20 protein-coding genes and 1 pseudogene are annotated in these 24692 nt (G+C 31.6%); 16 read left to right on the forward strand and 5 right to left on the reverse strand.

Annotation, left to right across the window (positions count from 1 at the left end; genetic code table 11):
• Nucleotides 1-13 precede the first annotated feature (13 nt).
• The gene (gene ytxJ / locus BUB70_RS06735; protein ID WP_073119652.1) at nt 14-382 is read right to left on the reverse strand and encodes a bacillithiol system redox-active protein YtxJ; all 369 of its coding nucleotides are present in this window, start codon (nt 380-382) and stop codon (nt 14-16) included.
• Between the two features lie 263 nt (nt 383-645).
• Between ytxJ and clpB the strand changes: the two genes are divergently transcribed.
• The 8 genes and pseudogenes from clpB to BUB70_RS06775 all read left to right on the forward strand — a co-directional run bounded on the left by clpB (nt 646) and on the right by BUB70_RS06775 (nt 11506).
• Nucleotides 646-3234 (forward strand): ATP-dependent chaperone ClpB, encoded by a 2589-nt coding sequence (gene clpB / locus BUB70_RS06740; protein WP_073119654.1) that lies wholly within the window; start codon nt 646-648, stop codon nt 3232-3234.
• Nucleotides 3235-3347: 113 nt separating this feature from the next.
• Nucleotides 3348-3737, forward strand: coding sequence for a gamma-glutamylcyclotransferase family protein (locus BUB70_RS06745; protein WP_073119657.1), 390 nt, complete (start codon nt 3348-3350; stop codon nt 3735-3737).
• On the forward strand, nt 3715-4353 hold the full coding sequence (locus BUB70_RS06750; protein ID WP_073119660.1) for a peroxiredoxin: 639 nt from the start codon (nt 3715-3717) through the stop codon (nt 4351-4353). The genes BUB70_RS06745 and BUB70_RS06750 overlap by 23 nt, the downstream gene beginning before the upstream one ends.
• Before the next feature lie 83 nt (nt 4354-4436).
• A pseudogene (gene gloA2, locus BUB70_RS06755) lies at nt 4437-4831 on the forward strand (SMU1112c/YaeR family gloxylase I-like metalloprotein).
• Between the two features lie 50 nt (nt 4832-4881).
• Entirely contained in the window at nt 4882-7137 is a 2256-nt protein-coding gene (locus BUB70_RS06760) for an FdhF/YdeP family oxidoreductase (RefSeq protein WP_073119662.1), read from the forward strand.
• Nucleotides 7138-7212: 75 nt separating this feature from the next.
• Nucleotides 7213-7779, forward strand: a complete 567-nt coding sequence (locus BUB70_RS06765) for an NfeD family protein (protein WP_073119664.1) — start codon at nt 7213-7215, stop codon at nt 7777-7779.
• A 4-nt stretch (nt 7780-7783) separates the two neighbouring features.
• The gene (locus tag BUB70_RS06770; protein WP_073119852.1) at nt 7784-9301 is read left to right on the forward strand and encodes a flotillin family protein; all 1518 of its coding nucleotides are present in this window, start codon (nt 7784-7786) and stop codon (nt 9299-9301) included.
• Nucleotides 9302-9778: 477 nt separating this feature from the next.
• Nucleotides 9779-11506 (forward strand): fibronectin type III domain-containing protein, encoded by a 1728-nt coding sequence (locus BUB70_RS06775; RefSeq protein ID WP_073119666.1) that lies wholly within the window; start codon nt 9779-9781, stop codon nt 11504-11506.
• Nucleotides 11507-11576: 70 nt separating this feature from the next.
• Here BUB70_RS06775 and BUB70_RS14095 read toward each other — a convergent pair whose 3' ends face one another.
• Nucleotides 11577-11747: a hypothetical protein gene (locus BUB70_RS14095; protein ID WP_159431418.1), complete on the reverse strand. Its 171-nt coding sequence runs from the start codon at nt 11745-11747 to the stop codon at nt 11577-11579.
• Between the two features lie 58 nt (nt 11748-11805).
• Here BUB70_RS14095 and BUB70_RS06780 point away from each other — a divergent pair, with 58 nt between their 5' ends.
• A complete protein-coding gene (locus BUB70_RS06780; protein WP_073119668.1) occupies nt 11806-15114 on the forward strand; it encodes a fibronectin type III domain-containing protein in 3309 nt (1102 codons plus the stop codon).
• 54 nt (nt 15115-15168) lie between these two features.
• Here BUB70_RS06780 and BUB70_RS06785 read toward each other — a convergent pair whose 3' ends face one another.
• Together BUB70_RS06785 and BUB70_RS06790 are read right to left on the reverse strand one after the other, a co-directional pair.
• The gene (locus BUB70_RS06785) at nt 15169-16800 is read right to left on the reverse strand and encodes an ABC-F family ATP-binding cassette domain-containing protein (RefSeq protein WP_073119670.1); all 1632 of its coding nucleotides are present in this window, start codon (nt 16798-16800) and stop codon (nt 15169-15171) included.
• A gap of 606 nt (nt 16801-17406) precedes the next feature.
• On the reverse strand, nt 17407-18798 hold the full coding sequence (locus tag BUB70_RS06790; protein WP_073119672.1) for an MFS transporter: 1392 nt from the start codon (nt 18796-18798) through the stop codon (nt 17407-17409).
• 219 nt (nt 18799-19017) lie between these two features.
• Here BUB70_RS06790 and BUB70_RS06795 point away from each other — a divergent pair, with 219 nt between their 5' ends.
• From BUB70_RS06795 to BUB70_RS06820, 6 genes are all read left to right on the forward strand, one after another.
• The gene (locus BUB70_RS06795; RefSeq protein WP_073119674.1) at nt 19018-19653 is read left to right on the forward strand and encodes a nitroreductase family protein; all 636 of its coding nucleotides are present in this window, start codon (nt 19018-19020) and stop codon (nt 19651-19653) included.
• A 39-nt stretch (nt 19654-19692) separates the two neighbouring features.
• Nucleotides 19693-20133 (forward strand): hypothetical protein, encoded by a 441-nt coding sequence (locus BUB70_RS06800; RefSeq protein WP_073119676.1) that lies wholly within the window; start codon nt 19693-19695, stop codon nt 20131-20133.
• A 10-nt stretch (nt 20134-20143) separates the two neighbouring features.
• On the forward strand, nt 20144-20599 hold the full coding sequence (gene smpB, locus BUB70_RS06805; protein WP_073119679.1) for an SsrA-binding protein SmpB: 456 nt from the start codon (nt 20144-20146) through the stop codon (nt 20597-20599).
• Nucleotides 20600-21448 (forward strand): UbiA family prenyltransferase, encoded by an 849-nt coding sequence (locus BUB70_RS06810; RefSeq protein WP_073119681.1) that lies wholly within the window; start codon nt 20600-20602, stop codon nt 21446-21448. It begins immediately after the preceding gene.
• Nucleotides 21449-21463: 15 nt separating this feature from the next.
• Nucleotides 21464-22039 carry a Maf family nucleotide pyrophosphatase gene (locus BUB70_RS06815; RefSeq protein WP_073119683.1) on the forward strand — a complete coding sequence of 192 codons (576 nt, stop codon included), beginning with the start codon at nt 21464-21466 and terminating at the stop codon, nt 22037-22039.
• Nucleotides 22040-22102: 63 nt separating this feature from the next.
• On the forward strand, nt 22103-23074 hold the full coding sequence (locus tag BUB70_RS06820) for a transketolase family protein (RefSeq protein ID WP_073119685.1): 972 nt from the start codon (nt 22103-22105) through the stop codon (nt 23072-23074).
• Nucleotides 23075-23147: 73 nt separating this feature from the next.
• Here the strand turns inward: BUB70_RS06820 and BUB70_RS06825 are convergent, their stop codons facing one another.
• Nucleotides 23148-23615, reverse strand: coding sequence for a Dps family protein (locus BUB70_RS06825; RefSeq protein WP_084730204.1), 468 nt, complete (start codon nt 23613-23615; stop codon nt 23148-23150).
• 112 nt (nt 23616-23727) lie between these two features.
• Here BUB70_RS06825 and BUB70_RS06830 point away from each other — a divergent pair, with 112 nt between their 5' ends.
• A complete protein-coding gene (locus tag BUB70_RS06830) occupies nt 23728-24672 on the forward strand; it encodes a hydrogen peroxide-inducible genes activator (protein WP_073119690.1) in 945 nt (314 codons plus the stop codon).
• The last annotated feature ends 20 nt before the right edge of the window (nt 24673-24692 follow it).

The raw sequence follows: 24692 nt of genomic DNA on the forward strand, positions 1-24692 counted from the left end.
AATATGATAAAAATTAAAAGTTAATATCCAAAATCCCATAATGAGAATCATGTTGAGTAACCTTACTATTCTCAATCAATAATACCTGTGGAGACTGATGCACAACATTAAACCTATTAGCAATCTCATTAGAAATATCTCTATGGCTAATCAAATCCAAAAAGTACAACTGATAATCTTCTCCAATTTTCTTTTCAAACTTATTTAATACACTAGCACTAATACTACAACGTGTACTGTGTTTAAAAATAATTACTTTGTTTGTTTTAGATACCTCAACAATATCATCCAATTGAGAAATATTGGTTAGTGGAATCCAGTTTACCTTTGCTCCTTCCTTTTCTTCTCTATTTTTTCCTAAAAAACTATCTAATAATCCCATATCAATTATATTATTTATGAGCACAAAAATACTCGTTTCATTTTAATTTACTATTTCTTATTCTATTGTCGATTATCAATTGCCTCCTTACAAAGTCTTTTCTATGTCAAAAAAACAGATAAAACTTAAAAATCAATTATTTATACAGACAAAAAGTCTTTCTAGCAGACATTTTAACAGAAAAAACAAAAAGGAATATCATTTGACTAATACAAATCAAGTAATAAAATTGAAAAAGTATTATCAACCTAAAAAAGCAACTTATGAACTTTAACAATTATACCATAAAATCGCAAGAGGTTGTTCAACAAGCACAACAAATTGCACAAGGATTAGGACATCAACAAATAGAAAACACTCACCTACTGAAGGCTATTCTAGAAGTAGATGAGCACGTAACTCCTTTTATTTTAAAGAAGTTACAAGTAAATTTTGAACTCCTACCACAAATTCTAGACAAAACGCTAGAAAGTTTTCCTAAGGTAACTGGAGGACAAATAGGATTATCTAGTACTTCTGCCAGAACCTTAACAGACGCTAGTAATATTGCAAAAAAAATGGATGATGAATATGTATCTATTGAGCATTTATTATTAGCCATTTTAAATAATAAAGATACTATTAGTCAATTATTAAAAGACCAAGGTGTTACCGAAAAAGGATTAAGAGCTGCTATTGATGAGATTAGAAAAGGTCAAAAAGTAACCTCACAAAGTGCAGAAGAAACCTACAATGCTTTAAATAAATATGCGAAAAATTTAAATGAATTAGCAAGTACTGGTAAACTAGATCCTGTAATTGGTCGCGATGAAGAAATTCGTAGAATTCTGCAAATTTTATCTCGTAGAACCAAAAACAACCCAATGTTAATTGGAGAACCTGGAGTAGGTAAAACAGCCATTGCCGAAGGTTTAGCACACAGAATTGTAAAAGGTGATGTTCCTGAAAACTTAAAAGACAAGCAAGTATTTTCATTAGACATGGGTGCCTTAATTGCTGGAGCAAAATACAAAGGAGAATTTGAAGAACGTTTAAAATCTGTAGTTAAAGAAGTAACGTCAGCACACGGAGATATCGTCTTATTTATTGATGAAATTCACACACTTGTAGGTGCTGGTGGCGGTGAAGGTGCTATGGATGCTGCCAATATTTTAAAACCTGCTTTGGCTCGTGGAGAATTAAGAGCTATTGGAGCGACTACTTTAGATGAATACCAAAAATATTTTGAAAAAGACAAAGCTTTAGAAAGACGTTTCCAAAAGGTGATTGTAAATGAACCTGATACCGAAAGTGCCATTTCAATTTTGCGTGGTATTAAAGAAAAATATGAAGCGCATCATAAAATACAAATAAAAGATAGTGCTATTATTGCTGCAGTAGAATTGAGTCAACGTTACATTACCTCACGTTTTTTACCAGACAAAGCCATCGACTTAATGGATGAAGCTGCTGCTAAAATGCGTATGGAAATCAACTCTAAACCAGAAGAACTAGATGTATTAGATAGAAAAGTAATGCAGTTAGAAATTGAAATTGAAGCTATTAAACGTGAAAAAGATGAAAAAAAACTATCTATTTTACGTAAAGATTTAGCCAATATCAAAGAACAGCGTGATGCTATTTATACTCAATGGAAATCAGAGAAAGAGGTCGTAGATAATATCCAAACCATTAAAGATGAAATTGAGCAATACAAACTAGAAGCTGATAAAGCTGAACGCGATGGAAATTATGGTTTGGTAGCCGAGTTAAGATATGGTAAAATTAAAGATGCTCAAACTCGTTTGGAAACTGCTCAAAAAACAATGGCTCAAAATCAAGATGAATCTTTGGTAAAAGAAGAAGTTACCGAAGATGATATTGCAGAAGTTGTAGCCAAATGGACAGGAGTTCCTGTTCAAAAAATGTTACAAAGCGAAAGAGAAAAGCTTCTAAAACTAGAAGATGAATTACACCAAAGAGTTGTAGGTCAAGAAGATGCTATTGAAGCGGTTTCTGATGCGGTAAGACGTTCTAGAGCTGGTTTACAAGATGCGAGAAAACCTCTAGGAACTTTCTTGTTCTTGGGAACAACAGGTGTAGGTAAAACTGAGTTAGCAAAAGCTTTAGCTGAATATTTATTTGATGATGAAAATGCATTGACTCGTATAGATATGAGTGAATACCAAGAACGTCATTCGGTAAGTAGATTGGTAGGAGCACCTCCAGGATACGTAGGTTACGACGAAGGTGGACAGTTGACTGAAGCAGTAAGACGAAGACCTTATTCTGTGGTTTTATTAGATGAAATTGAAAAAGCGCATCCAGATACTTTTAACATTTTGTTACAAGTATTAGATGAAGGAAGATTGACCGATAACAAAGGGCGTTTGGCTGATTTTAAAAACACCATAATTATCATGACTTCTAATATGGGTGCCGAAATTATTCAAGAACGATTTGAAAAAGCTACAACTAAAAATCGTGCAGAAATATCAGAAATAGCAAAAGGGGAAGTATTACAAAACTTAAAAAAAATTGTAAGACCTGAGTTTATCAACCGTATTGATGAAATCGTAATGTTTACTCCATTAGACATCAACGAAATTAGTCAAATAGTTGAATTGCATTTAAAAGGATTAACTCATTTATTAGCTGGTAAAGAAATTACTTTAACCGCTACAGAACATGCAAAACTAGCCCTAGCTAAGAAAGGATATGATCCTGAATTTGGAGCAAGACCTGTAAAACGTGTGATTCAGAAAGAAGTACTAAATCTATTATCTAAAGAGATTTTAGCAGGTAACATACAGAATCAGAGTCATGTAGAACTGGATGCTATAGATGATAAGCTATTCTTTAAAAATAAATAAATTAACCATTTAAAGCTCTTTATTTCAATACAATAAAGAGCTTTATAAAAATAATGGCCTTTCATCCTTTTTATTCCTATACAAAAAACCTATATTTATTTAAAAAAAGATAAATGCTATTATTCACTTACGGTACTTTAAAATTAGAGAAAGTACAAACAGAAATTTTCGGAAAAGTTTTACAAGGTAAAGATGATATTGTAAAAGGATACAAATTGGGAATTTTCCATTTTGTAAACCCTGAAGCAATTGCTATTTCCGAAAAAGACTGTCACCCACTAGCAACTCCTAGTGAGAACCCTAATGATGAAATCAGTGGAACAATTTATGAAATTAACGAAGAAGAAATAAAAACAAAAGAAATATGTATAACAGACGATTGTGAAAGAGTACAAGTAATAACAGACTCTGGAACCATCTGCTGGATGTATGTAATAAAATCAAAGAAAAAATTGTTTAATTATATTAAAAATAATAACGATGAGCACATTAAGATTGGGTGATAAAGCACCAAACTTTACAGCACAAACTACAGAAGGAGAAATTAACTTTCATGACTGGTTAGGTGATGGATGGGGAATTTTATTTTCTCACCCTGCAGATTACACACCAGTGTGTACAACTGAATTGGGAACTGTTGCTAAATACAAAGCAGAGTTTGATAAAAGAAATGTAAAAGTTGTAGCCTTAAGTGTTGATGGAATTGAATCTCACCACGGTTGGATTAAAGATATTAACGAAACACAAAGCACTACAGTAAACTTCCCTATTATTGCTGATGAAGACAATAAAGTAGCTGATTTGTATGATATGATTCATCCAAACGCAGATGATAAATTAACCGTAAGATCAGTATTTGTTATCGGACCAGACAAAAAAATCAAATTAATAATTACTTATCCTGCTTCAACAGGTAGAAACTTTGATGAATTATTAAGAGTGATTGATTCTTTACAGTTAACAGCATACCATAAAGTAGCAACACCTGCTAACTGGAAACATGGTGAGGATGTGGTGATTTCACCAGCTGTAACCAACGAACAAATTCCTGATTTATTCCCAAAAGGGCATAAAGAAGTTAAACCTTATTTAAGAACAACACCTCAACCAAATATTTAATTGAGTAAACGTTTTTAAAAACATAAAAACTCCATGAATAAAATTTCATGGAGTTTTTTTTATTGAATCAATATTAAAAAAACATGCTAAAAATAAATAAAGTACATCACATTGCTATTATCTGTAGTGATTATCAAAAATCAAAATAATTTTATACTGAAATTTTAGGATTAAATATCATACAAGAAACTTATAGAAAAGAACATAATTCTTACAAACTAGATTTATGCCTAAACAACTTATATATAATATAATTGAATTGTTTTCCTTTCCAAATCCTGCCAAAAGACCTAGTAAACCAGAAGCTTTAGGCTTAAGACACCTTGCTTTTGAAGTTACCAGTATAGACGAATCTGTAGAAGTATTAAAAAATAATAATATTTCTGTGGAGCCAGTTAGAGTTGATGAACTTACGAATAAAAATTTCACCTTTTTTAAAGATCCTGATGAACTACCTATCGAAATTTATGAAGCTTAATTTTTAATCATGCCTTTGTATTTCTATATTTAAGCTATCAATAAAACCCTATGAAAAAGGACAACAAACTTATTATAAATCATCCTTCTAAAAGTGCTGCCGGAATCAAAGCAGTATATATTTCTTTACAACAAATACTAAGCAGAATGTCTGTAAAGAATTCTTTTAAAGTATTAAGTAAATTAAATCAAAAAGAAGGAATTGACTGCCCTGGTTGTGCTTGGCCAGACCCCTTACGTAGATCTAAATTGGGTGAGTTTTGTGAAAATGGTGTAAAAGCCATTGCAGAAGAAGCTATGGAGCGTAAAGCAAATCCAAAATTCTTTTCTCAATACTCCGTAAAAGAATTACAAAACCAAAGCGATTACTGGTTAGGTCAACAAGGAAGGTTGACTCATCCCATGATTTTAAGAGAAAATGAAACGCACTACTCCCCTATTTCTTGGGAAGAAGCAAATACAATTATTGGTCAAGAATTGAATAAACTTGACAATCCTAACGAAGCTGCATTTTATACCTCTGGTAGAACCAGTAACGAAGCTGCATTTTTATATCAACTTTTTGTACGAATGTATGGAACCAATAATTTACCAGATTGTTCTAACATGTGTCACGAATCAAGCGGAGTCGCATTATCCAAAACTGTTGGAATTGGTAAAGGATCGGTAACTCTAGATGATTTATACAAAGCAGAATTGATTATCATTTTTGGTCAAAATCCTGCAACCAATCATCCTAGAATGTTGTCTTGCTTAGAAAAAGCTAAAAAGAACGGAGCAAAAGTAGTCGCCATCAACCCGTTAAAAGAAGCGGGATTAACCAATTTTAAAAATCCACAAACAGCCAAAGGAATTATTGGTGGAGGAACAGATATTGCTGATTTATATCTTCAACTAAAAATTAACGAAGACGTAGCTTTATTAAAAGCTGTAATGATCAAGTTGTTTCAAATCTCAGAGCAACACCCTGATATTTTAGACCAAGAGTTTATCAACCAGAAAACAGCTGGTTTTAACGAATTTAAAGAAGAATTACTCACACACAATTTGGAAAGCCTAATTCAAAGAACAGGATTATCTATTCAAGAAATTGATAAACTGGTTGACTTAATTGCACAAAGAAAAAAAATCATCACTTGTTGGGGAATGGGATTAACACAACATGTTAATGGTGTAGACAACATCCAAGAAGTTGTAAACCTACTTTTACTTAAAGGAAGTATTGGAAAAGAAGGTGCCGGAACCTGTCCCGTTCGTGGTCATAGCAATGTACAAGGTGACAGAACCATGGGAATTGCCGAAAAACCAAGCAAAGAATTATTAGATAAAATAGCTGAAAATTTTGGTTTTACACAACCTAAAGAACATGGTTATTCTGTGGTTGATGCCATTACTGCCATGTATCACCAAAAAGTAAAAGTGTTTATAGGAATGGGAGGTAATTTTTTAAGTGCTGCACCAGACACTAATTACACAAGCCAAGCATTACAAAATTGTAATTTAACCGTACACATCTCTACCAAATTAAATAGATCACATTTAACTACTGGAAAAACAGCTTTAATTCTTCCATCTATGGGAAGAACCGACAAATACATTAAGAACGGAAAAGCACAATTTGTCACCGTAGAAAACTCTATGGGAGTGGTTCATAGTAGCAAAGGAGCGCTAACACCACCTTCTGAATTTGTAGAAAGTGAACCCGTAATTGTAGCAAACATCGCCAAAGCTACCCTCCAACAAAGTAGAGTTAACTGGGATTTTTTAACTGAGGACTACAATAATATTAGAGATTTAATTGCCAAAACAATTAATGGATTTGAAAATTACAACGAACGTGTAAAACAACCTATAGGATTTGAATTGCCCAATGGAGCCAGAACAGGAAACTTTACAACCCCTAATAAAAAAGCAAATTTTACAGTCAATAAATTAAGTGATATTGCTTTGGATGCTGATGATTTCATCATGATGACCACTCGCAGTCATGATCAATTTAATACTACTATTTATGGTTTAGATGATCGATATAGAGGAATACACAATGGTAGAATGGTTGTTTTTATGAACTCCGAAGACGCACAAAAATTAGGTTTACAAAAGGGAGACAAAATATCATTATACAACAACTACAATAACATAAAAAGACAAGTCGATAACTTTAGTGTAGTTCCTTACAACATTCCAAAAGGATGTGTGGCTACATATTACCCCGAATCTAATCCTTTAGTACCTATTAATTTAACAGCGCATTTAAGTCACACTCCCTCTTCAAAATCTGTGAAAGTAAAAATAAAAAAGAGTTAAAAACTACGGAAAGACTCAGTTCTTGTTTTTATCGAATTATTATGCAATGTGCTATATTTCGATAAAAATTATCTTATGGAGTTTTTAAACAATTTAGATCCTGTACTTCGAATCTTTTGGTACATAGCCATTCCTACCAGTGGAATTTTTATCATTCAAACTATTTTAACTTTTATTGGTGCCGATGCTACCGATGGAATTGATGCAGACTTTGATGCTGATTTTGATGGAGACAATGCTCCTTTTCAGTTTTTCTCTTTTAGAAACTTAATCAACTTCCTTTTAGGTTTTAGCTGGACAGGGATTTCATTTTTCAATCAAATTGAAAACACAACTTACTTGTATTCCTTAAGTATTCTTGTGGGAATATTTTTTGTCTTCTTGTTTTTTATTGTCATCAAACAAATTACAAAACTAGCCGAAGACAATACTTTTAAAATAACCAATACCATTAACAAAACAGCCGAAGTCTACACGCCTATTCCTGAAAAAAAATCTGGAAAAGGAAAAGTTTTGGTCAGTGTTAACGGAGCATATCACGAGTTAGATGCCATGACAGAAAATGAAAAAATATCGAGTGGTAGCACTGTTAAAATCACAAAAATTATCAATCAAAATATATTAATCGTTGAATCAATTTAATTTTATGGAACCTATTTTTATTTTTATTGTAGCTGCAATTGTATTGTTTGTTACTATTACTGCACTAATTGCACGGTACAAAAGATGTCCATCGGACAAAATATTAGTTATTTATGGACGTACAGGTGGAACCTCTGCAAAATGTGTACACGGTGGTGGTGCATTTATTTGGCCTGTAATTCAGGACTATGCTTATTTAGATTTAAAACCTATTTCTATAGAAGCCAACTTAACCAACGCATTAAGTAAACAAAACATTCGTGTAGATGTTCCTTGTAGATTTACGATTGCTATTTCTACAGAAGCTGACAGTATGAATACGGCTGCAGAAAGATTATTAGGATTAACACACGAACAAATTCAGGAATTAGCCAAAGATATTTTATTTGGTCAATTACGTTTGGTTATTGCCACCATGTCTATTGAAGAAATTAATTCTGATAGAGATAAGTTCTTAGAAAATATTTCTAAAAACGTGGATAGCGAACTTAAAAAAATTGGTTTAAAATTAATCAACGTAAACGTTACTGACATTAAAGATGAGTCTGGTTATATTGAAGCTTTAGGAAAAGAAGCTGCTGCAAAAGCCATTAACGAAGCAAAAATTAGTGTTGCCGAACAAGAAAAAATTGGAGAAACTGGTAAAGCTTTGGCTGACAGAGAAAAAGACACTCAAATTGCCGAAACACACAGAGACAGAGATGTTAAAATTGCCATCACTCAAAAAGACAGAGAAATTAGCATTGCTTCGGCTGCTAAAGACGAATCTATTGGTAAAGCAGAAGCACAAAGAGATACTCGTGTAAAAACATCTGAAGCCAATGCAATTGCCATTAAAGGAGAAAACGAAGCTAGAATTGCTATTGCACAATCCGAAGCTAGTAGAAGAGAAAAAGAAGCAGAAGCTTTACGTATTGCATCGGCATCAGAAAAAGTACAATCTGCAAGAGCTTTAGAAGAGTCTTATGTTGCCGAACAAAAAGCAGAAGATGCAAGAGCTGAAAGAGAAAGAGCGACTCAATATGCCAACATTTTAATCCCTGCTGAAGTTGCTAAGAAAAGAGCTATTATTGAAGCCCAAGCTCTAGCGGAAACAACCAGAGAACAAGCCAAAGGAGAAGCTGATGCTATTTATGCTAAGATGGAAGCAGAAGCAAAAGGATTGTTTGAAATTTTAACCAAACAAGCTGAAGGTTATAAAGATGTAGTAAGTGCTGCTGGAGGAGATCCTTCAAAAGCATTCCAATTATTATTAATTGAAAAATTACCTGAATTGGTAAGAACTCAAGTAGAAGCAGTGAAGAATATTAAGATTGATAAAGTAACCGTTTGGGATTCTGGAAACAATGCAGAAGGTGGTGGATCAACCGCAAATTTTGTATCAGGAATGATGAAATCCGTTCCTCCTTTAAACGATTTATTTAACATGGCTGGTTTGGATTTACCTACTTATTTAAAAAAGGAGATCAATCCTGAGTCTAGTGGACCTAAAAAAATAGAAGAAGAGCCTAAGGACGAATAAATCTTATTCGTCCTTATCATTAAAAAAGCCTCATAAAATTATTTATGAGGCTTTTTTTTATACTCTTAATTTTAAAATAATTAAACCAATACATCCTCTCTGTATTTTGTTAATAATTAATAACACAAAAATGATCATACATTGAACTTGCACAAATAAACAAACTCATTTTAAAAAACTACAAAACAAGACATTAAGGCTTTGTATTTTACATTTAACAAATGTTAAAATCATGATATTTGTTAGATATAAAATCATGCCCTAGAACCTCATAAAAAAGTGATAACTTATCTTTGTGTACATTATAAAAGTACATAAACATAAAATATAACAAATATCAATAATTCAATATAGAAATTTGTACTTTTGTACTGAGTAAAAAAAGAACAAACAACATATTAAAAGTCAACTATTTAAACATCAACAAAACCTACCTTTATAGTTGCTAATAATTAATAAAACACCTAATTTGATATTATGAAAATCAAATCTCACCTATACTTAACCATTACCTTCTTGTTATTTGCTTTTAATTTTGCAAATGCACAAACTTATACAGACCCTATAAACACTAGTAACAATAATCAATTCTATATTACTAGACTTTTGTTTGGTGATATTGATAACAATAATACTAATGCCGATAACGAGTATACCTATTACAGTACTAGTACAACGTCAGTGAACAAAAATATTAACTATACGGGAATCATAAATTATAGAGCACAAAAGTGGAACACATACTTTATCAAAATATGGATTGATTACAATAATGACGGAGACTTTGTTGATGTTGATGAGGAAATTTATTCATTTTCAGAACAATCTAACACTAACTCAACTAATTCAAAATCCTTTAGTTTTACAATACCAAGTGGGGCTGCAACAGCTACCACTAGAATGAGAATGGCTATAAAACAGAACGGAGCTCCCACTCCTCAAGATTTAGGATATCAAAACGGTGAAGTTGAAGATTATAATATTAATATTTTACCTGTACCAACTCCACCAACAGCACTATGTGTGGGAAGTTTAGACGTTAATTTAGATGTTTCTGGTTCTGTTACTATCACTCCTTCTCAAATAAACAATGGATCTTTTGATGATGTTGATGCTCCAGAAAATTTAACTTATTCATTAAGCAAGAATACTTTTAATTGTGAAAACATAGGATCAAACACTGTAACACTAACAGTAACCGATACTAATGGGTTAACAGATAGTTGTACTGCAACAGTAAATGTTGCTCCCTATTCAGGTGCTTTTACTGCACCAATATTACCAACCATAGAAGCCTATTGTAGTTATACCGCAGTGGCACCAGTAATGGATTATCAATGTGGACAATTAATTACTGCTACTACTACAGATAATACTACACTTACAAGTTCTGGAACCATTACTTGGAAATTTGATAATGGTAATACTATCCAAACAAGTGTACAAACCATTAATATAACAACACCAACAACACCTACCAATGTAACAAGCACATTTATCACAGAAACTACAGCAAAAATAAGCTGGAATGCTGTAGATGATGGTCCTTTTAATGTAAGGTACAAACGTACAAACAGTAGTTCATGGCTAGAAAACACCGCAAACAATAAATACATTGACTTGTCTAATTTAGACAACGGAAGCGAATATGAAGTACAAGTATCTGTTGATGCCCCTTGTGCTGTATACACAAACTCCATAACATTCAATACTATTCAAGTTGAATATTGTGTTGGGCAAACCTCTGATGTTAATAAAAGTAAGGATTTTTACATTAGTGAAACCTCTATAGGAACTATCAATCAAAGTAGTACTAAAAATGACGGACCATATATATATTATAATGGTATATCTAATACCATAACCGCAGGAGAAAATCTTACAGGAACGGTTACTTATCAAAAACCAAGTTGGGCAAACCCTACGGTATGTTCCATATGGATTGATTATAATAAAGATGGTGATTTTGATGATGGCAATGAACTTGTATACAGTAACTCAACTCCAGGTGGAATTACTACTGTAATTGAAAATTTAAATATTACCATTCCTACTAGTGCTAGTTCTGGAAAAACAAGGATACGTGTTGCGATGAGTCATAATACTCCCACTAGCGCATGTCAATTTAATTATGAAGAAGGAGATATTGAGGATTACGATCTTTACATTAGACCCGTACCTACAGCTCCAACTGCAGTTTTTTAGGAAACATAGACATTAATTTAGATGTAGCTGGAAATGTAACTATAACTCCAGATCAAATAGACAATGGTTCTTATGACGATTTTGATGCACAAAGTAGTTTAACTTTTTCATTAGACAAAACCACCTTTACCTGTAATGACCTAGGAGACAATACAGTTACTTTAACCGTAACTGACCCAGATGGTTTATCAGATTCTTGTACTGCAATTGTAAATATCTCACCTTTTTCTGGAGCATTCACCGCTCCTAATTTAGAAGATATCGAAGCTTATTGTACTTACACAGCAACTGCTCCTGTAATGGATTATTTATGTGGAACACAAATAACAGCTACAACATCAGACCCTATCACTCTGACAAGTTCTGGAACTATTACTTGGGTTTTTAACAACGGTAGCACAACAGCAGAGAGTATACAAAACATTACAATAACAACACCTACAACACCTACAAACCTGAGTGTTACAAATATTACAGAAACAACTGCTATCGTAAACTGGGACTCTGTAGACAATACCGATTATATTATTGAGTACAGAGAAACGGGATCTAGTACATGGTTAGAAACAACATCTTCACAAACAAACGTTACGCTAATGGGACTAAACAATGGTGAAGAATATGAAGTAAGAGTAAGTTTAAATGTAGATAGCTCTTGTGGTAGTACTACTACATCTCCTGCCATTTTTAATACTATTGCTATTCAATACTGTAATGACAGTAATGCTAATATTAATCTAAACACCAATTTTTACATTAGTAACACCAACATAAACTCTGGGGAAATAAACCAGAGTACAGGTAATAACAGCGGACCATATCAATACTTTAGCGGAAATTCAGCTACAGTTACTGCTGGTGGAACTATTTCAGGAACTGTAACTTATCAGAAATCAAGCACTTCTAATGTAGGTTTTATCATATGGATAGATTTTAACCACGATGGAGATTTTGAGGATGCTGGTGAAGAAGTATATAGTAGTTTAAACACAGAAAATACAACAACCGTTGCAGAAACCTTTTCCAATATTTCAATACCAAATTCTGCTGCTACTGGAAAAACAAGAATTCGTTTTGCGATGTTACAAAACCAAATTCCTTTAAATGCATGTAATTACTCTAACAATAATGGAGATATAGAAGATTATGACCTATATATAGAACCTAGAGACACTACACCCTATGAATCTGCCATGATTACACAGGTATACCACACTGAACTAGGAGAAAGATGGATTGAAATTACCAATACAGGTAGTACAACCATACCTACAAATACGGTTATAGTTGCTCTATACAAAAATACCTCTGGAGACCAAACAGGAATTTCTCCTTCAGAAACATATATTGTAAACACGAGCTTAGTCGCTGGAGCTAGTACCTTAATCAAATCTAACACTTCTTCTATTAATGTTCAACCTATTACACCATTAGACAATAATAATGTTACAGATTTTGATGGTGCAGATGACATTATTGCTATTGTTTCAGAAACGGGAAGTATTGCTTGGGAAAACAGATTTGACGTAGTTTCAAACATAGAAAACAACACTTCTTATGTTCGTAATGATGATGTTTTAACTTATAACAATACCTATACAACAAGTGAATGGACTGCTTTTGTGAATGATAATTTAGATCCTTATAGAGATCAAGAAAATGGTGGCCCAGAAAGACATCCAAATGCTCCTTTATTATCAGAAGTAACCATGGCTAACACAGGAAAAAACATAAGGCTTGGAGAGCATTATTTTGGTTCCACCACAAGAACATCTAATGCATGGAGTAATGGAAGCCCTGACAGATCTAGATATGTAATTATTAATGAAGATTACGAAGAAAGTAGCAACCCTTTAAAGGCTCGTAAATTAAGTATAACTGGCAGCAATATATTAACAATTACAGACCAACCTTTAATTGTTAGTGACAATGTAAACATCAACCAATTCGCAAATTTAAGGTTAGCTGGAACCTCACAATTAATACAAACACATACAGGAACAAAACAACTTACTGGTACCGGTAAATTACTTATTGACAGAAATACAACCAACCCTAGCATTTACAGATTTAGTTATTTTTCATCTCCAGTAAACTCTGTTGGTCAAACTATTTTTACATTAGAAGATGTTTTAAAAGATGGAACCATTCCTACATCCGCTACCTCTCAAATAGTAAATATAAACTTTGTAAGTGGTGAAGTATATGATGGAGCTCCAACAAGCCCAATTACCCTAGCAGATTATTGGATATATACTTATAAAAATACTGAAAGTAATGAAGAAAGTTACGTTCAGAAAAGATCTAACTTATATCTACAACAAACTGATGGTTTTACCATGAAAGGAACAGGAGCTGCAACTGAACAAAACTATACGTATGCTGGAATGCCAAAAGACGGAACAATTACCACTAACATTGCTGGTGAAGAGCACTATCTTACCGGAAATCCTTATCCTTCTGCATTGAGTGCAAAAAAATTCCTTGAAGACAATGAAAATGTTCTGAATGGTACTTTATACTTCTGGGAACATGTTGGAGAAAAAAATGCAACTGGTATTTATGGACATGACTACGCAGGCTATGTTGGTGGTTATGCCACTAGAAACAAAACCATGGGATTAGCAGCAGACCAAGTGGCTACAAACAACAATGAAAATAATGGAACTCCAACCTTAGGTAACGGAACCTATACAACCCCAGAAGCATACATACCTGTGGGGCAAGCTTTTTTTGTACAAGGTGATGCTGATGGAGGAACCCTTACATTTAACAATAGCCAAAGAGAATATATTACAGAAGGTACTCAATCTGTATTCTTTAAAACTGCAGGAAAAGACATTACTAGCATGTCTGCTAAGACTTATAAAATCCTACCAATTATAGAACATAAAAATGAAGAGAACAACCTACCTATTATCAAATTAGGAATGAATTTTAAGAATGCTGATAATAAAAACCTACATAGGCAAATAGGAGTTTCTTTTAACCAAAATAATTCTTTTGCTTATGATCCTGGTTATGATTCAGAGTCATATAATGAGGGAGATACTGATATTTATTGGAAATTTCCTAATGATGTAAAAAAATATGCAATTGCAGGGGTACAGGCAATTAATGATGATCTAGAAATCCCTATTGATATTGTAATAGGATATAATGGAGAGGTTAAGATTAGTATTGATGAATGGCAAAATATAGATAGAAACGTTTATTTAAAAGATTTAAACACTGAAGTAACACAGCTAATTAATGGAGAAGTAGCAACTCTTGATTTAACAGAAGGAACCTACACAGATAGATTTGTTATTGCCTTTAAAGAAGGAAAGGCACTTAATATTAATGAATTAAATACTTATAAAATTTACTCTAAATACCATGTAGAAAGTAATAGTATTAACATTCAAAACGATGGCGATTTAAAAATTACTGAAGTTGCTTTGTATAGTATTGTTGGTCAACAAACAAATAGTTGGTCAGACTTTATTGATAATAAAAACATCAACCTAAACCTATCGAATAACATTGCTCCAAATATTTATATTCTAAAAATCTATACCGATAAAGGAGAAATTTCTAAAAAGATATTCATTAAAAAGAAATCTTAGATATAAAAAAAGCACCTCAAATGAGGTGCTTTTTTTATATCTTTTATTCAGAAATTATAAATCCATTTCTTTTAAATTCTCTACTTTATTTCTTTCTAAAAAAGCGTCAATGGTTTCAAAATGTTCTACTACTCTTTGTTCTTTAAATTCATACACTTTTTCTGACAGTCCTTTTAAGAAATCTCTATCGTGAGAAACCAAAATTAAAGTTCCATCAAAGTTTTGTAAGGCTTCTTTTATAACATCTTTAGAACGTAAATCTAAATGGTTAGTAGGCTCATCCAATATTAAAACATTTACAGGTTCTAATAGTAATTTTACCATTGCTAAACGTGTTTTTTCTCCACCAGAAAGTACTCCAACTTTTTTCTCAATATCATCACCTTTAAACATAAAGGCACCTAATATGTTTTTTATTTGAGTTCTAATATCTCCTACAGCAACATTATCAACCGTTTCAAAGATGGTTAAATCATTATCTAATAAGGAAGCTTCGTTTTGAGCAAAATATCCAACCTTTGCATTGTGTCCCAATCCACAAGAACCTTCAAAATCAATCTGCCCCATAATGGCTTTAATCATGGTAGATTTTCCTTGACCATTTTGCCCTACAAAACTGACTTTTTCTCCTCTTGCAATAGCCATATTGGCGTCTTTAAAGATTACATGATCACCATAAGATTTACTCATATTCTCCACCTTTACTGGATAATCTCCTGAACGTGGAGATGGAGGAAAACGCAATCTTAAAGATGAAGAATCAACCTCATCTACCTCTATTAGTTCTAATTTTTCTAACATTCGTTTTCTAGAAGCCACAGAAGAAGCTTTAGAATAAGTTCCTTTAAAACGCTCTATGTACAATTTATTATCAGCAATCATTTTTTGTTGCTCATCATAGGCTTTTTGCTGATTGGCTCTACGTTCTTTTCTGAGCTCTAAGTAATGAGAATAATTTGCTTTATAATCATACACTTTTCCCATAGAAACCTCTAAAGTTCTATTGGTAATATTATCCACAAAAGCTTTATCGTGAGAAATTACAATTACCGCTTTTGCTTTATTAAGCAAAAAGTTTTCTAACCAAATAACTGATTCAATGTCTACGTGGTTTGTAGGTTCATCTAACAAAATTAAATCTGGTTTCTTTAATAAAATTTTTGCCAACTCAATACGCATTCTCCATCCTCCACTAAATTCTGAAGTAGGTCTATTAAAATCACTTTGAGTAAATCCCAATCCTTTTAGAGCAACTTCTACTTCTGCCTCAAAATTAACATCTTCTAAAGCATAGTATTTTTCTCCTAAATCTGAGACACGTTCTATGATTTTCATGTATTCGTCAGATTCATAATCAGTTCTGGTTTCTAACTGCTTATTTAAATCTTCCATTTCAACTTTCATCTCAAAAACTTCCTTAAAAGCTTTTGAAGCCTCTTCTACCACTGTACAATCATCGTCCATTAATAAATGCTGAGGCAAATATGCTATAACAGTATCTTTAGGACAACGGATTCCTCCACGCGTAGGTGTTTGCATTCCTGCAATAATTTTCATCATGGTAGACTTTCCAGCACCATTTTTACCCATCAAGGCTATTTTATCATTTTCGTTGATGACAAATGAAACATCACTAAACAACGTATGCCCACTAAACTCAACAGCTAAATTATCTACAGAAATCATAAAAGTTTTTTTTAAAAGCACAAAAATACAAAAAAGAAACCCCAGACTAATGTCTAGGGCTACTCTATTTTATACGTGAAATAAATTAAACGCTTGCCATTCCTGACTAGTGAAATGGCAAGAGATAACTAGAAACTATTAAAACTAGCTTAGTACATAAGCATAGGATAATACATTTTAAAACCTGCAAAGCGTTGATGTTTTATGACATAAATTAAACTCTATCATGAAAATAAAACTTAAAAATCATCAACTTTAGATGTGTTCAACCTAATCCAATATTGACACCTAATAGCTTATACTCTATTAGACTACTAACAAATATTAAAAAAACCTCCCAATTCTTTATCTTACATTTGCTTGTTTAATAACACACAACACTCTACAGGTAATTTTATTTATAATAATCTTAAAAAGATTAGCGAAAACAATAATACGTAAAAAAACTAAGTATTTACATTTTCAAAACTAAGTAATTAAAACAGTTACACCAAAAATTAAGGTGCTTTTTTTATATTTTTATTAATTCAATATTTATCAACAAAAAAACCTTGATTTAGAATTAAATCAAGGTTTAAAATATAGCTTAGAATAGTAGTTTATAAATTATGCCGTTTTTACATTATTTGGCACCACAGCTATTTCATCTTGTTCAGAAAACTTAATGGTTAAAGCAATTAAAGCGGTAATTACCACCAATACACCAATGATAAAATATCCACTTGATACTGCGCTGGAAGATGCTGCTGATTGTGCTGCTTTAATAGCCTCTTTAGCTGCTCCTTGAGTTGCTATAATTGCTTCTTTTTCTGCTATGGCAGATTTAGATTTTAATAAAATAGCCGCTAAAAATGCTCCTACATTCCCTCCTGCTCCAACAATACCACTAATAGATCCAATGGCTTTTTGGTTGATAAAAGGAACCACTGAAAAAGTTGCTCCTTCTGCCATTTGTACTGACAAACTAAAGCAGATTAAGAAAATAAAAGCAACGATAAAGTTTTGAGCTCCTGAGAAAGTTGCCAACATCACTCCTTCTATGGTTAGAATTACTGCTAAGAAAAGTACTCTACCTCTTAAACCTTTTAACTTACCAAACTTATCTCCAAAAAATCCTCCAAGAGTTCTTGCAAAAATATTCATCAAAGCAAAAGACAATACTAAATTACCTGCCGTAACTCTTTCTAACTGAAAGGTGTTTTGTAAATAATCATCCATAGTACCATAGACGGTTAATTCCATTCCAAAACAAGCTGCATAAACTAAAAATAAAATCCATACACGATAATCTTTAACAGCCACCATAAATCCAGCTTCATCTTTTTTAAGCTCTGGCATATCACCACTTGCTTTTAACTCTTTAAAATTTCCTTCTGGAGTATCTTGAGTAAAAAAGTAATAAACCAATCCCATTAAGAAACAAATACTCCCAGCAATAATCATAGAATACCTCCAAGCTTCAGTTTCAGCAACTCCAAAACTAATGACTCCTGCCGCAATTAATGGCATTCCTAAACGGTTAGCTCCACCTCCTAAATTTCCCCATCCTGCAGAGGTTGCATTGGCAGTACCTACAATATTTGGAGCAAACATAATAGAAGTATGAAATTGTGTAATTACAAATGAGGCTCCAATAAACCCAATTAAAAATCTACAAACTAAAAATTGCAAAGGTGTTTGTACCAATCCTATTGAAATAACTGGGATAGCCCCTAACATTAATAACCAAGTATAACACAAACGTGGTCCGTATTTATCGCATAATTTACCTATTAACAAACGAGCAAAAACAGTTCCTGTTACCGCTAAAATAATTGAATTCCATTTTTGATCTGGCGTTAATCCTAAATCTTTTACTACAAATGGCATAAATGGTACAATTCCAAACCACGAAAAGAAACACATAAAAAATGCGATAGATGTGATCCAGAAAGTTTGAATTGGCTTACTTTTAAGATTAAATAAATCTAGTTTTGTTGATTTTGATGATACTGACATAATAACTTCTTTAATTTTTAAAAACTACGCATAAAAATACGTATTTATACTTGCAAATATACGTAGTTTATTGAGTTACCAAAAATTATCTATTATATATTATTTAAAAAACGAAATTACATCGGTAAAACAATTTAAAAACTACTCAAAAACAGTTTTTTGAATTCTTTAATTATTCATTTATTTTCAGTATCATTCATCTTATTTATAAAAAAAATCATGTCTATTAAGAACATAATACATAACAGAAGAACTTTAAAAGTTTTGAACAACGAACCTAAACCAATTACTGATAGTGAAATTTCTATTACTGATTTAGAAGAAATAATTGCTTGTGCAGGAAAAGCACCTTTTCATTACCCTGCAAATAAAAATGCTATTGATGCTCATCAATTAAAATCAGTAGCCCCTTGGCGATTTTACATTCTGGAAACTAAAACTTGTAGAGATTTGGCTAAATATTATAATGACAATAATATAGATGGAGGTAAAATTGTACAAATGCTAAACACTGCTACTGCATTGATTCAAGCAACTTGGATTCCAGAACCTTTAGAAAACAATGAAATTCAACTCAATCAGAAAAACATAGAACATATTGCTGCCACAAGTGCTGCCATTCAAAACATATTATTAGTCGCTACTGAAAAAAATTATGAAACTTATTGGTCTAGTGGAGGAAGTTTAAGAGAAGATGCTTTTAAAAAAATCCTTAACATTCCAATAAACGAACAATTATTAGGTAGCATTTTTATTTTTAACAAAAACAATATAGAAGACGCTACACAAATTACGGGTGCTTGGAGAGATCAGCAAGGAGACCTTAAAGACTTTAGTAGTTTTGTTAGTATCTAAATCTAATCTTGTATTTTTGCGCAATTCAAAAAAACAAGAATGAAAAATATTTGTAAACTTTTATTTTTTGTGCTTAGCACTCAAATGTTTGCACAAGAAATAGGAATTAGATTAGGGAACTTTGGAGATAACAATGTTGCCATAGATGGAATTGTAAACTTTGATGATCTTACTAGGTTACACGGAGACATTACTTTTGGGAACGGAATTGGAGCCAATTTACTTTATGATTTTAAAGTAAAACCGTTTGAAGAAAATAATCCTAATTTTCAATATTATTTTGGAGCAGGAATTGGTACTTTTATAGGAGATCCTTTTATTTTAGGAGTGAATGGAGAAACGGGAATAGAATATCTTTTAAGAAGTACCCCAATCACTTTTGGTTTAGATTGGAGACCACAATTAAACATCATTACCAAAACCTCTATTGATATATTAAGGTTTGGGTTTAACATTCGTTACAGAATTAACGAATTATAATTAAAAATTCATGCAAAAAAGAATAAACATACAAAACAAAAGAGCTCGATTTGAATATGAGATTCTTGACAAATATGTTGCTGGAATTGTATTAACGGGTACCGAAATTAAATCTATTAGATTAAGTAAAGCTAGAATTACTGATAGCTTTTGTGAATTTAATGATCAGGGAGAGTTATTTGCCATCAATATGTTTATAGAAGAATATTTATATGGAAATGCTTATAACCATAAGCCGAAGAGTTCTCGTAAATTACTTTTAAACAAAAAAGAGTTAAAAAAACTTAACAAAGAAGTACAAGCTGGTGGATTGACTATTGTACCTTTAAAAATGTTTTTAAATGATAAAGGTTTGGCCAAACTAGAAATTGCGCTTTGTAAGGGTAAAAAATTATACGATAAGCGACAAGCTATTAAAGATAGAGATAACAAAATATCATTAGACAGAGTTAAAAAAGCTTACTAAATGATTGCGATACTCCAATTAATAAGATGGAAAAACTTGGTCTTAATTAATATCTGCCAAGTTGCTATTATTTGGAGTATCTATTCTTTATCACAAATTACCTTACCCGTATTTTTCTACCTCATTTGTACTTTTTGTTTTGCAGCAAGTGGAAATATCATTAACGATATTTTTGATATTATTCCCGACGAAATTAACAAACCACACAAACTAATTGTAGGCACTAAAATTTCTATAAAAAAAAGTTATATCGCCTATTACACATTCAATATCATTGGATTAATATTTGTTATATGGGCTAGCCTACTTCTAAACAATTATATCTTTTTTATTTATGGAGTTCCTGTCATGGTATTATTATTTTTCTATAGTAAATACTTAAAAGGAGTTCCTGTTGTTGGAAATATAATAATTGCTTGCTTCACTAGTTTTTCCTTGTTGTTTTTTCTTATTTTAATTCCTAACTCTTTAGAACAAAAACAAATCATCATTACTCTTGCTTTGTTTGCTTTTTTAATAAATTGGACTAGAGAAATTGTTAAAGATATTGAAGATATTAAAGGAGATAAAAAGGCAAATTTAAATACACTCCCTATTTTAATAGGAACCAAACGTACATCAAACATTGCTAGAATAATTACCTTTTTTAGCCTTCTTTTTTTGATGATATTATTATATCTATCTGATAAAATATTCTTTAAAATTTACATTCTTATCACATTAATACTGCCACTATCTTATATTTTTATTATCTTAAAAAAGAGTCAGAAAAAACACGACTTTTCAAAAATCAGTAAGATTCTTAAATTTATTATTGCTTTTGGAATTTTTACCATACTTTTTACTTAAACATAAAACAAGTACATGCTACAAGATATCCTTAAAAACTATAAAGTTATTTTAGGTTCTAAATCACCTAGAAGAAAACAATTCTTAGAAGATTTAAACATTTCATTTGAAAGCAGAACCATCGATAGTCAGGAAATTTATCCTCATCATTTTAAAGCAGAAGAAATTACTGAATTTTTAGCCGAATTTAAATCTAACGCCATTCATTTAGAAGATGATGAATTACTAATTACTGCCGACACCATTGTATGGTCTAACAATAAAGCTTTAGAAAAACCCAAAAACAATCTTGATGCTTTTAAAATGTTAGAAGAATTATCTAACAATAGTCACGAAGTAATTACCTCTGTTTGTATTGCAACTACAAAAAAGACCAAAGTATTTACAGACAAAACCACCGTGTACTTTAAAGAACTAACTCCTAAAGAGATTAATTACTATATTGAGAATTATAAACCTTTTGATAAAGCAGGTAGTTATGGAATTCAAGAATGGATTGGTTTGATTGGCGTTACCAAAATTGAAGGTAGTTATGCTAATGTGGTCGGTTTACCTGTACAAAAGTTATATAAAGAGCTTAAAAACTTTTAATATAATTCCTGTAACCATATAAAATTATTACTTTTGCCGACAATTAAATGTTAGAACTGTAAAATGAAAAAATACACATACACAGAGAAAAAAGATACTCGTTCAGGTTTTGGTACTGGTTTAGCTCATTTAGGGAGAACAAATCCTAATGTAGTAGCATTATGTGCCGATTTAATTGGTTCATTAAAAATGGATGAATTTATCAAAGAAAATCCTGAAAGATTTTTCCAAATTGGTATTGCAGAAGCTAACATGATGGGAATTGCTGCTGGTTTAACTATTGGAGGAAAAATTCCTTTTACAGGAACTTTTGCTGCTTTCTCTACTGGTCGTGTTTACGATCAAATTAGACAGTCTATTGCTTATTCTGATAAAAACGTAAAAATTTGTGCTTCTCATGCTGGTTTAACACTAGGAGAAGATGGAGCAACTCACCAAATTTTAGAAGATTTAGGATTGATGAAAATGATTCCTGGAATGACAGTAATCAATACTTGTGACTTCAATCAAACCGAAGCTGCAACTATTGCAATTGCAGAGCATGAAGGACCTGTTTACTTACGTTTTGGTAGACCTGTAGTACCTATTTTTATGCCTAAGTTTACTGATACTGAAAACGAAAACAAATTTGTTATTGGTAAAGGTATTCAAATGACTGAAGGAAATGATGTAACAATTGTTGCCACAGGACATTTAGTTTGGGAAGCGTTACAAGCTTCTGAAGCATTAGAAAAAGAAGGAATTACTGCAGAAGTAATTAACATACATACCATTAAACCTTTAGATGAGGAATTGATTTTAAAATCTATTGCTAAAACAGGATGTGTTGTTACTGCAGAAGAACACAATATTATTGGAGGTTTAGGAGAAAGTGTTGCTAGAACATTGGCATTAAACAATCCAGTTCCACAAGAATTTGTTGGTACTCAAGATACTTTTGGAGAATCTGGTACTCCAGCTCAATTAATGGAAAAATATAATTTAAATGCTGCTGCAATTGTTGCTGCATCTAAAAAAGTGATTAAAAGAACCTAGTTTTTTTTAATCAATCATTATAAAAAAGGCATCCAATTTGGATGCCTTTTTTGTTTTAACTAGTCTTTAATGATTAACCTAACCAAGCATTTAACATCCATAAAGTTTTTTCTTGTTCACTCACAAAATCACTAATCATAGCATTGGTTCCTTCATCATCTGCTTCATCAGAAACAATTAATAATTTTCTTTCTATTTCCAACAACTGTTTATAGCCTGTTACCACTAAATTAACAGCCTCAATATCATTGGTAATATTCTTCCCTACTTCAATTTTAGAAGTTTCTAAATAATCTGTAAAAGTATGTAAAGGGGTACCTCCTAAAGTTAAAATTCGTTCTGCTATTTCATCAATTTTTAATTGAGAGTCAGTGTAATATTCCTCAAACTTTACATGTAATTCAAAAAAGTTTTTCCCTTTAATATTCCAATGTAAACCTCTTAAATTTTGATAATGAATTTGAAAATTCGCCAACAAATCATTTAAGTTATCTATAATTTTATTAGCACTTTTTGTTTCTATACCTACTAATGTTTTCATAATATAAAATTTTTATTATGCTTCAAAATTATAAGGAATTAAGAAGTTAAATCTATAATTATAATTGATAATTTTAATATCTTTATAAATAATATCGATACACCTCTGTTTTATGACCATTACACAATTAAAATACGTATTAGCTGTAGCAAAATATCAAAATTTCACCACCGCTTCAGAGCACTGTTTTGTAACTCAACCTACTTTAAGTATGCAAATACATAAACTGGAAGAATCACTAGACATTCAAATTTTTAATAGAAATAAAAAACCTATTGAACTTACTGATGTTGGTAAAAAAATAGTAGCACAAGCTAAAATTATTGTGAATGAAAGTAATAGAATTACTGATATTGTAGATCAAGAAAAAGGATACATTGGTGGAGAGTTTAGAATTGGAATTATTCCTACCATTATGCCTAGTTTACTGCCTTTATTTCTAAAGAACTTTAATAAAAAATATCCAAAAGTAGAATTGGTAATTAACGAGTTAACAACTGCAGAAATTATTCAAAAGCTTAAAGATGGATATTTAGATGCTGCCATTGCTGCGACTCCTTTAAACGATGATAGTATTGTAGAATCACCTATGTATTACGAGCCGTTTATTGCTTTAGTGAATCCAAACCACAGATTACATAACGAGAAATTTATTGATCCCCAAGATCTTAGTTTAGATGATTTGTTATTATTAGAAGATGGACATTGCTTTAAGGAAAGTGTCTTAAACATTTGTAGCTCATTAAGTCCAAATTCAAAAAAACAATTTGCCCTTCAAAGTGGAAGTTTTAATACCTTAATTAAACTGACCAAAGAAGGAATGGGAATGACACTTTTGCCTTATTTACATTCCTTAGATTTAAATAGTGAAGACAAAAATTTAATTCGTGAGTTCAAAAAACCTTATCCTGCTAGAGAAGTTAGTATGATTTATCATAAATCTGAACTTAAACTACAATTGATCAATGCTTTAAAAGATGAAATATCAGGTGTTATTAGAGGACTTATTGCATTTACCGATGTAGATATTATCAGTCCTTTAAAATCTGTAAATTAAAATTGTACATCATATTTTAA

The organism is Wenyingzhuangia marina (genome assembly GCF_900130035.1).
GTDB lineage: Bacteria > Bacteroidota > Bacteroidia > Flavobacteriales > Flavobacteriaceae > Wenyingzhuangia > Wenyingzhuangia marina.

What these genes read in the sequence shown, in the direction of transcription:
- ytxJ (WP_073119652.1), bottom strand. Translation starts at nt 382, where the DNA reads ATGGGATTATTAGATAGTTTTTTAGGAAAAAATAGAGAAGAAAAGGAA.
- BUB70_RS06825 (WP_084730204.1), bottom strand. Translation starts at nt 23,615, where the DNA reads ATGAAAACATTAGTAGGTATAGAAACAAAAAGTGCTAATAAAATTATA.
- BUB70_RS06790 (WP_073119672.1), bottom strand. Translation starts at nt 18,798, where the DNA reads ATGTCAGTATCATCAAAATCAACAAAACTAGATTTATTTAATCTTAAA.
- BUB70_RS06830 (WP_073119690.1), top strand. Translation starts at nt 23,728, where the DNA reads ATGACCATTACACAATTAAAATACGTATTAGCTGTAGCAAAATATCAA.
- smpB (WP_073119679.1), top strand. Translation starts at nt 20,144, where the DNA reads ATGCAAAAAAGAATAAACATACAAAACAAAAGAGCTCGATTTGAATAT.
- BUB70_RS06815 (WP_073119683.1), top strand. Translation starts at nt 21,464, where the DNA reads ATGCTACAAGATATCCTTAAAAACTATAAAGTTATTTTAGGTTCTAAA.
- BUB70_RS06775 (WP_073119666.1), top strand. Translation starts at nt 9,779, where the DNA reads ATGAAAATCAAATCTCACCTATACTTAACCATTACCTTCTTGTTATTT.
- BUB70_RS06780 (WP_073119668.1), top strand. Translation starts at nt 11,806, where the DNA reads ATGGATTATTTATGTGGAACACAAATAACAGCTACAACATCAGACCCT.
- BUB70_RS06785 (WP_073119670.1), bottom strand. Translation starts at nt 16,800, where the DNA reads ATGATTTCTGTAGATAATTTAGCTGTTGAGTTTAGTGGGCATACGTTG.
- BUB70_RS06770 (WP_073119852.1), top strand. Translation starts at nt 7,784, where the DNA reads ATGGAACCTATTTTTATTTTTATTGTAGCTGCAATTGTATTGTTTGTT.
- BUB70_RS06750 (WP_073119660.1), top strand. Translation starts at nt 3,715, where the DNA reads ATGAGCACATTAAGATTGGGTGATAAAGCACCAAACTTTACAGCACAA.
- BUB70_RS06765 (WP_073119664.1), top strand. Translation starts at nt 7,213, where the DNA reads ATGGAGTTTTTAAACAATTTAGATCCTGTACTTCGAATCTTTTGGTAC.
- clpB (WP_073119654.1), top strand. Translation starts at nt 646, where the DNA reads ATGAACTTTAACAATTATACCATAAAATCGCAAGAGGTTGTTCAACAA.
- BUB70_RS06745 (WP_073119657.1), top strand. Translation starts at nt 3,348, where the DNA reads ATGCTATTATTCACTTACGGTACTTTAAAATTAGAGAAAGTACAAACA.
- BUB70_RS06820 (WP_073119685.1), top strand. Translation starts at nt 22,103, where the DNA reads ATGAAAAAATACACATACACAGAGAAAAAAGATACTCGTTCAGGTTTT.
- BUB70_RS06800 (WP_073119676.1), top strand. Translation starts at nt 19,693, where the DNA reads ATGAAAAATATTTGTAAACTTTTATTTTTTGTGCTTAGCACTCAAATG.
- BUB70_RS06810 (WP_073119681.1), top strand. Translation starts at nt 20,600, where the DNA reads ATGATTGCGATACTCCAATTAATAAGATGGAAAAACTTGGTCTTAATT.
- BUB70_RS06760 (WP_073119662.1), top strand. Translation starts at nt 4,882, where the DNA reads ATGAAAAAGGACAACAAACTTATTATAAATCATCCTTCTAAAAGTGCT.
- BUB70_RS06795 (WP_073119674.1), top strand. Translation starts at nt 19,018, where the DNA reads ATGTCTATTAAGAACATAATACATAACAGAAGAACTTTAAAAGTTTTG.